Source organism: Lentzea aerocolonigenes (assembly GCF_000955955.1).
Classification (GTDB): domain Bacteria; phylum Actinomycetota; class Actinomycetes; order Mycobacteriales; family Pseudonocardiaceae; genus Lentzea; species Lentzea aerocolonigenes_A.
In genome coordinates, this window is record NZ_JYJG01000085.1 from 33,037 (window position 1) to 40,575 (window position 7,539).

Here is a 7,539-nt window from a genome sequence, read left to right on the forward strand (position 1 = left end):
CCCCACCACGCAAGGAGCCGACCTCATGGGTCGCTATGTGCTGCGCCGTCTGCTGCAGCTGATACCGGTCTTCCTCGGGACCACTTTTCTCATCTACGCCTTGGTCTGGGCGATCCCCCAGGACCCCTTCGCCGGCAAGTGCGGCCAGCGGCCGTGCGACCCGAACTACATCGCTGAGATGAGTCAGAAGCTCAACCTCAACGACCCGTTGCTCGTCCAGTACTTCAAGTACCTGGGCAACCTCATCACCGGTGACTTCGGCACCACCTTCAACGGCGTGTCCGTCGGTGAGCAGATCAGCACCTCGTGGCCGATCACGCTCAAGATGGGCCTCATCGCCCTGGTCATCGAAGCCATCATCGGCATCACCGCCGGCATCCTCACCGGTCTGCGCAAGCAGGGCTTCCTGGACAACCTGGTCCTGGTCTCGACCCTGTTCCTGATCTCGCTGCCGGTCTTCGTCACCGGCTTCGTGCTGCGGCTCTACCTCGGCCCGCAGGGCTTCGACATCATGGACACCTCGGTCAGCTCCGATCCGACGATCGGCGAACTGATACTCCCCGGCTTCGTGCTCGGCAGTCTCTCGATGGCCTACGTAGCCCGGCTGACCCGCACGAGCATCGTCGAGAACCGTCGCGCCGACTACGTGCGCACGGCGATCGCGAAGGGCCAGCCGCAGACCCGCGTCGTCGGCATCCACCTGCTGCGCAACTCGCTGATCCCGGTGATCACGTTCCTCGGCACCGACCTCGGCAGCCTCATGGGTGGCGCGATCGTCACCGAGGGCGTCTTCAACATCAACGGCATCGGCGGCCTGATCTTCCGCGGCATCCAGGAGAAGGAAGGCATCATGGTCACGGGCATCGTGACCCTGCTGGTGCTGGTCTACCTGCTGGCGAGCCTGCTCGTGGACCTCCTGTACGCCGTTCTCGACCCGAGGATTCGCTATGAGTGACCCAGGATCCGTGTCCGGCGGTTCCGGACTCGAGGCGGCTGCCGCGGCCGGTGTCGACCAGCTCAGCCACGTCGACGACTCGTCGCAGAAGCAGCGCAAGCCCCGGTCGCTCTGGAGCGACGCGTGGGGCGAGCTGCGCACCAAGCCCACGTTCATCATCTCGCTGGTGATCATCGCGGTCATCGTGCTGATGGCGATCTGGCCGACGCTGTTCACCTCCGTCGACCCGCGCCACGCCGACCTCGACAAGTCGCTGCAGCCGCCCTCGGGCGACGCGTGGTTCGGCTACGACCTGCAGGGCTACGACGTGTACGCCCGCGCGATGCACGGCGCCCGCGCGTCGTTGCTCGTCGGCATCTTCGCGACCCTGCTGACCGTGCTGATCGGGTCGACCGTCGGCATCATCGCCGGGTACGCGAAGACCTGGCTCGACAGCCTGCTGTCCCGGTTCGCCGACATCTTCGCCGGCATCCCGTTCGTGCTCGGCGCGATCGTCATCCTGACCACGCTGAACGCGCCTTCGGAGAACCCCGGCGTCGTCCGGATCGTCACGCAGGTGGTGCTCTCGATCGCGGTGCTGTCCTGGCCGGTCGCGATGCGCATCATGCGTTCCGCGACGCTGGTGGCGAAGCAGCAGGACTACGTGAAGGCCGCGCGTGGCCTCGGTGCCTCGCCGCTGCGGATCGTGTTCCGGCACCTGCTGCCGAACACCGTGGCACCCGTGCTGGTGTACGCCACGATCGCACTGGGCGCCTTCATCGGTGCCGAGGCGACGCTCGCGTTCCTCGGCATCGGCCTGCGCCCGCCGGTCGTGTCGTGGGGCGTGATGATCTCGGAGTCGCGCGACTACTTCCAGTCGGCACCGCACATGCTGCTGTTCCCCGCCGGCTTCGTCACCGTCACCGTGCTGGCCTTCGTCATGCTCGGCGACGCCGTGCGCGACGCCCTCGACCCCAAGTCCCGATAGGGGAATCCTGTGACTCAGCCATTGCTGGAGGTCGAGGATCTCCACGTGGAATTCCGCACCCGCGACGGTGTCGCGAAGGTGCTCAACGGTGTCTCGTACCACGTCTCGGCGGGCGAAACCCTTGCGGTGCTGGGTGAATCCGGCTCCGGCAAGTCCGTGACCGCGCAGACGATCATGGGCATCCTGGACATGCCGCCGGCGTTCATCACCAAGGGCACCATCAAGTTCCGCGGTGAGGATCTGCTGGAGAAGTCGGCCGACGAGCGTCGTGAGGTTCGTGGCGAGGGCATCGCCATGATCTTCCAGGACGCGCTCTCGGCGCTGAACCCCGTGTTCACCGTCGGGTTCCAGATCGAGGAGCAGCTGAAGGTCCGCCGCGGGATGTCCAAAGCGGACGCCCGCAAGCGCGCTGTCGAGCTCCTGGACCAGGTGAAGATCCCGAACGCCAAGGGACGGATCTCCGACTACCCGCACCAGTTCTCCGGCGGTATGCGGCAGCGCGCGATGATCGCGATGTCGCTGGCACTGGACCCGGAGCTGCTGATCGCGGACGAGCCCACGACCGCGCTGGACGTCACCGTGCAGGCCCAGATCATGGACCTGCTGGCGGAGATCCAGAAGGAACGTGACATGGGCATGATCCTGATCACCCACGACCTCGGCGTGGTCGCCGACGTCGCGGACCGGATCTCGGTCATGTACGCGGGCCGCATCGTCGAGCACGCCGACGTGTACGAGCTGTTCCGCGCGCCGGGCCACCCGTACACCGAGTCGCTGCTGGAGTCGTTGCCCAGGCTCGACTTGAAGGGCCAGGAGCTCAAGACCATCAAGGGTCTGCCGCCGTCGCTGACCAACATCCCACCCGGCTGCCCGTTCAACCCGCGCTGCCCGCGCGCGTTCGACCGGTGCGTGTCGGAGGTCCCTGCCGTGCACAACCTCGGCATGGGCCGCACCAGCCGGTGCCACATCGCGGAGGAGGTCGTCGCTCGTGGCTGAGCCGATCCTCGAGGTCGAAGGCCTCGTCAAGCACTTCCCGGTCCGCGTCGGCGTGCTGTTCAAGCGCACCGTGGGCCACGTTCAGGCCGTCGACGGCGTCTCGTTCACGTTGAACAAGGGCGAAACCCTTGGCGTCGTGGGCGAGTCCGGTTGCGGCAAGTCCACTCTGGCCCAGGTGCTGATGCGCCTGGAGCCGCCGACCGCGGGCGTGGCCAGGTTCGAGGGCCGCGACATCTTCGGCATGAAGGGCGCGGAGCTGCGCAAGCTGCGCCGCGACATCCAGATCGTGCTGCAGGACCCGTACACGTCGCTGAACCCGCGCATGACGGTCGGCGACATCGTCGGTGAGCCGTACGAGATCCACACCGAGGTGGCGCCGAAGGGCGACCGCCAGCGGAAGGTCCAGGAGCTCCTGGAGATCGTGGGTCTCAACCCGGAGCACATCAACCGGTACCCGCACCAGTTCTCCGGCGGTCAGCGTCAGCGCATCGGCATCGCGCGTGCTCTGGCGTTGAAGCCCAAGGTGATCGTGTGCGACGAGCCGGTGTCCGCGCTCGACGTGTCGATCCAGGCCCAGGTGATGAACCTGCTGGGCGAGCTGCAGGCCGAGATGGGCCTGTCGTACCTGTTCATCGCCCACGACCTGTCGGTGGTCCGCCACCTGTCGAACCGCGTGGCGGTGATGTACCTCGGCAAGATCGTGGAGATCGGCACCGAGGACGACATCTACGAGCGGCCGATGCACCCGTACACGCAGGCGCTGCTGTCCGCCGTGCCGGTGCCGGACCCGACCCAGCGCGGCCGGCGCGACGTCATCCGCCTGACGGGTGACGTGCCGTCGCCGATCGACCCGCCGTCGGGCTGCCGGTTCCGCACGCGGTGCTGGAAGGCGCAGGACATCTGCGCCACCGAGGTGCCGGAGCTGGTGCCGCGCAACGGGGGCCACCCCGCGGCGTGCCACTTCGCCGAGGAGCGCGCGGTCGTCTGATTTTCACCTGAATGAGGGGTCACACCGCTGGTGTGGCCCCTTTTTCGTTGTGCTGGGCGTTCTAGCGTTGACGGTGTGCGGCGACACTCTGCTGGTGGCTTGTCGTCACTCTCTCGGCCCAGTTGGTGACTATCCAAGTAGTCCTGTGCGTCGTTGGTCGCTGCTCTTCCGGCGGTATCCCGGTCACGGACGCATGGCTAATTTTCATCGCGTTCTTCCAGTCACCTCTACTGGGGAGGAAATTCGATGAAGAGAAAGATGTTCGTCGTCGCGGTCGGTGTGATCGGCGCGCTGGTCGCCACCGCGATGCCTGCCAGTGCTTCTTCGTCCGGTCTTTCCGGAAATCTCCGCAAGGGCGAGTGGGTCAACTACAGCACCGCGCGGACCATCACCGTCGGCGGCACCAACATCTACGTCAACAAGACGGACGGTCCCGAGATCGGCGTGAAGTGGCGCCGCTGTTCAGGTGGTGCCGAAGGCTCCGAGGTCCGCCTGCAGAACGCCGACCCGACGCCGCGCGTCCGCATCGGCTCGAACTTCCGCGCGAGCACCGTTTTCTGCCTTTCCGCGAAGTCGTACGGCAGCAACTCGACGGACACGTGGAACGGCAACGTCTGGTGGAACGTGAACTAATGCGTTTCGTCTGCCTGCTGTTGTTGTTCGTGGCCGGGTGCGGCGCCGCGCCTGCTGCGCCTGTTTCGTCAGTCGGATATCCGGATGAGGTTCGTTCGCTCTATTCGACGATGAAGTGGCCCGCGGACGTCCGGCCCGATCTGGAGGCGCTGATCAAAGCGACCGCGCCTCCAGCCGGTGAGCAAGGCTTCGCACGCCAGGCGTTGGCGGTCGTGAACACGTGCGCCTGGTACCGCTCGTGGGACGCCGCGGTCACCCGTGGCGACTCGGCAGCGGCGGGGCCGGCGCTCGACGCGATCACGAACCTCGTGACGCGTTATCCGCCGGAGGACGACAGGGCAGGCCGCCAGTTCGTGCGGGACGCGGCAGTTCGCGCCGCGGCCGGCGATCCGGCACCGGTTCGCGACTACGTGGACGCGAACTGCTTCGACACCAAGTGGGCCTAAGGCTTCGCGAGGTGCGTGATCGTCACCCCCGGGGCGATCAACTCCTGGCCCGTCTCGGCGAACCCGCGCTTCCGGTACAGCCGGAGCGCGGGTTCGTTCTTGGTGCCGGTGCTGACGGTCTGCGACCCCTCGGGGAGTGCGTCGAGGAGCTTCGACGCGATGCCCTTCCGGTGTGCGCGTGGGTGCACGACCAGTCTGCAGATGTCCACCGTGGACCCGTCGAGCTGGTACGAGACCGCGCCGGCGAGCCCCTCCTCGTCGTACAGCCCTTGGAAGGTCTCGCCGCAGTTCCGCAGTTCTTCGAGCGACTCGTGCAATGGCGGGATGCCGTCGAAGCCGATGAGCTCGGCCTCGACGGCATAAGCCAGCCGCTGCACCGTCCACAGCTCGTGCAGGACGGCGTCGTCGGACAAGTCCAGGATCACGTGTTGGACGAGTTCCGCACGAACGCGGCCAGGTCCTCGGACTGCTGGATCCTGCTGGGCTCGTGCACGTACATCATGTGGCCGGCCGGGTAGTAGGCCGACTCGATGTTCGCGGTGAGCTCCTTCGGGATCTGCAGGTGCGCGATCAGGTGCTCGGCCGCGAAGTACGGCGTGGCGCCGTCGTACCAGCCGAACGCGACGTGGACCTTCAGGTGCGGGTTCGCCCGCATCGCCGCCGAGAGCTTGCCCGCCGTGGTGACGTGGCGGCCCTCGAACTCCTTGTACGACCACTGCTCGATCGCCCGCGAGAGCGTCTCGTACGGCAGGTCGTTGGAGTAGCCGAGCTCGGCGTGCAGGTAGTGGTTGATCGACGCCGCGTACGGGCCGAGGATCGCGTCGATGGACGGGTCGGCGGAGATCTCCTCGCGGCCGTAGTCCTTGTCCCACCCGGTGAAGCGGCCGTCGATGCGGCCGACGGTCTTGCGGTCGCGGCGCAGCAGTTCGGTGAAGAACCGGATGTGCTCGATGCGCAGGTCGACCGCGTCCACGTACTCCTCGGACAGGCCGGTCAGCCGCGCGAGCTTCTCGACCGTCGCGGCGCGTTCGACGTCGGAGAGCCTGTTGCCGCGGGCGAGCGCGTACGGGTAGTCGCGGGAGGCGAACTCCTCCGCCTCGGCGAGCACCTCCTCCAACGGCCGCTCGCCGTGCAGGCCGTGGTAGTGCGCGATCGCCGCGTAGGTGGGCAGGAAGAGCGTGTAGCCCAGGTCGTGGCCCTCGTTGAACTCCAGCGTCGCGAAGTCCAGCACCGAGGAGATCAGCATGAGCCCGTTGAGGTACATGCCGTACTTCTTCTGCAGGTGCTCGGCCAGACCGGCGGCGCGCAGCGTGCCGTACGACTCGCCGCAGATGAACTTCGGCGACATCCACCGGCCGTTGCGGGACGTCCACAGCCGGATGATCTCGGCGATGGAGTCGATGTCGGGCTGGTAGCCGTGGTAGCTGCCGGGCTTCTCGCCCTTCGCGGCCCGGGAGAAGCCGGTCGACACCGGGTCGATGAACACGAGGTCGCTCTCGGCGAGCAGACTTTCCTCGTTGTCCGCGAGGCCATACGGCGGCGCGGTCAGGTTGCCGACGTCGCCGCTGAGCACCCGGCGCGGCCCGAGGACGCCCATGTGCAGCCAGAGGCTCGCGGATCCGGGGCCGCCGTTGAACGCGAACGTCACGGGGCGCTTCAGCGGATCCGCACCGTCCAGTGTGTACGCGGTGAGGAACACCTCGGCCTTGGGCTTGTGGCCCTCGAACACACCGTCCTTGATCACCTCTTCCTTGAGCACGACACGCCCGGCGGTGGCGGTGTAGTTCAGCTCGCGGCCCTTGACGGTGATGCTGTGCTGGGTGGTGACCAGGTCATCAGCGGGAGACTCGGGCTTCTCTTCGGTCTTCTCCTCGGACATAGGAGCAACACTACGGAACTCGACGAGCGGATTACGGCCTGCCGAGCGTGCCCGCGCCTGGTCGCGTGGCGCGAGTCCGTGGCCTCGGTGAAACGCGCCGCGTTCCAGGACTGGGAGTACTGGGGCAAGCCGGTACCGGGCTTCGGCCCCATGGACGCATCGCTGCTGATCGTGGGTCTGGCGCCCGCTGCCCACGGCGGAAACCGGACAGGCCGGATGTTCACCGGTGACGCCTCCGGGGACTTCCTCTTCCGCGCCCTGTACGAGGTGGGGCTGGCCTCTCAGCCCGAGGCCTGGTCGAGGGACGACGGCATGGAGCTGCGCGGCGTGCGGATGGCCTCACCCGTGCGGTGCGCGCCGCCGGAGAACAAGCCGACGTCCGAGGAACGGGACCGGTGCTCGCCGTTCCTGCGCGAGGAGATCGGGCTGATGAAGAACCTGCGGTCCGTCATGGTGCTCGGCGGGTTCGGGTGGAAGGCGTTCCTGCCGCTGCTGGGGCCGGAGCGGCCGAAGTTCGGGCACGGGGTGGAGGTGGAGATGGGCGGGCTGCGGGTGTTCGGGTGCTACCACGTGTCGCCGCACAACACCTACACCGGGAAGCTGACCCAGGAGATGCTGCAGGACGTGCTTCGCAGGGCTAGTGGCGCGACCCGGCACGTTGGCGGGTGATTCACG

9 protein-coding genes are annotated in these 7,539 nt (G+C 67.1%); 7 read left to right on the forward strand and 2 right to left on the reverse strand.

Features of this window, described 5'->3' with window-relative positions; genetic code table 11:
• Window positions 1–25 precede the first annotated feature (25 nt).
• The 6 genes from UK23_RS14320 to UK23_RS14345 all read left to right on the forward strand — a co-directional run bounded on the left by UK23_RS14320 (window position 26) and on the right by UK23_RS14345 (window position 4,985).
• Window positions 26–955, forward strand: a complete 930-nt coding sequence (locus UK23_RS14320) for an ABC transporter permease (RefSeq protein WP_045311983.1) — start codon at window positions 26–28, stop codon at window positions 953–955.
• A complete protein-coding gene (locus UK23_RS14325) occupies window positions 948–1,922 on the forward strand; it encodes an ABC transporter permease (protein ID WP_045311984.1) in 975 nt (324 codons plus the stop codon). The genes UK23_RS14320 and UK23_RS14325 overlap by 8 nt, the downstream gene beginning before the upstream one ends.
• A 9-nt stretch (window positions 1,923–1,931) precedes the next feature.
• On the forward strand, window positions 1,932–2,918 hold the full coding sequence (locus UK23_RS14330; RefSeq protein WP_045311985.1) for an ABC transporter ATP-binding protein: 987 nt from the start codon (window positions 1,932–1,934) through the stop codon (window positions 2,916–2,918).
• Entirely contained in the window at window positions 2,911–3,906 is a 996-nt protein-coding gene (locus tag UK23_RS14335; protein WP_045311986.1) for an ABC transporter ATP-binding protein, read from the forward strand. Before UK23_RS14330 ends, UK23_RS14335 begins: the two co-directional genes overlap by 8 nt.
• Before the next feature lie 246 nt (window positions 3,907–4,152).
• Window positions 4,153–4,539: a hypothetical protein gene (locus UK23_RS14340; protein WP_045311987.1), complete on the forward strand. Its 387-nt coding sequence runs from the start codon at window positions 4,153–4,155 to the stop codon at window positions 4,537–4,539.
• Window positions 4,539–4,985, forward strand: a complete 447-nt coding sequence (locus tag UK23_RS14345; protein ID WP_045311988.1) for a hypothetical protein — start codon at window positions 4,539–4,541, stop codon at window positions 4,983–4,985. Before UK23_RS14340 ends, UK23_RS14345 begins: the two co-directional genes overlap by 1 nt.
• On the opposite strand, the gene UK23_RS14350 is transcribed toward UK23_RS14345, so the two are convergent.
• A complete protein-coding gene (locus UK23_RS14350) occupies window positions 4,982–5,410 on the reverse strand; it encodes a GNAT family N-acetyltransferase (protein ID WP_045311989.1) in 429 nt (142 codons plus the stop codon). The two genes, UK23_RS14345 and UK23_RS14350, sit on opposite strands and share 4 nt — an antisense overlap.
• Window positions 5,407–6,864: a S10 family peptidase gene (locus tag UK23_RS14355; RefSeq protein ID WP_045311990.1), complete on the reverse strand. Its 1,458-nt coding sequence runs from the start codon at window positions 6,862–6,864 to the stop codon at window positions 5,407–5,409. The genes UK23_RS14350 and UK23_RS14355 overlap by 4 nt, the downstream gene beginning before the upstream one ends.
• A gap of 30 nt (window positions 6,865–6,894) precedes the next feature.
• Between UK23_RS14355 and UK23_RS14360 the strand changes: the two genes are divergently transcribed.
• Window positions 6,895–7,533 carry a uracil-DNA glycosylase gene (locus UK23_RS14360; protein WP_052684660.1) on the forward strand — a complete coding sequence of 213 codons (639 nt, stop codon included), beginning with the start codon at window positions 6,895–6,897 and terminating at the stop codon, window positions 7,531–7,533.
• Window positions 7,534–7,539 lie beyond the last annotated feature (6 nt).

Bases quoted from the DNA above. Each gene is read 5' to 3' on its own strand.
- UK23_RS14320 (WP_045311983.1), top strand. From the start codon at position 26: ATGGGTCGCTATGTGCTGCGCCGTCTGCTGCAGCTGATACCGGTCTTC.
- UK23_RS14325 (WP_045311984.1), top strand. From the start codon at position 948: ATGAGTGACCCAGGATCCGTGTCCGGCGGTTCCGGACTCGAGGCGGCT.
- UK23_RS14340 (WP_045311987.1), top strand. From the start codon at position 4,153: ATGAAGAGAAAGATGTTCGTCGTCGCGGTCGGTGTGATCGGCGCGCTG.
- UK23_RS14345 (WP_045311988.1), top strand. From the start codon at position 4,539: ATGCGTTTCGTCTGCCTGCTGTTGTTGTTCGTGGCCGGGTGCGGCGCC.
- UK23_RS14355 (WP_045311990.1), bottom strand. From the start codon at position 6,864: ATGTCCGAGGAGAAGACCGAAGAGAAGCCCGAGTCTCCCGCTGATGAC.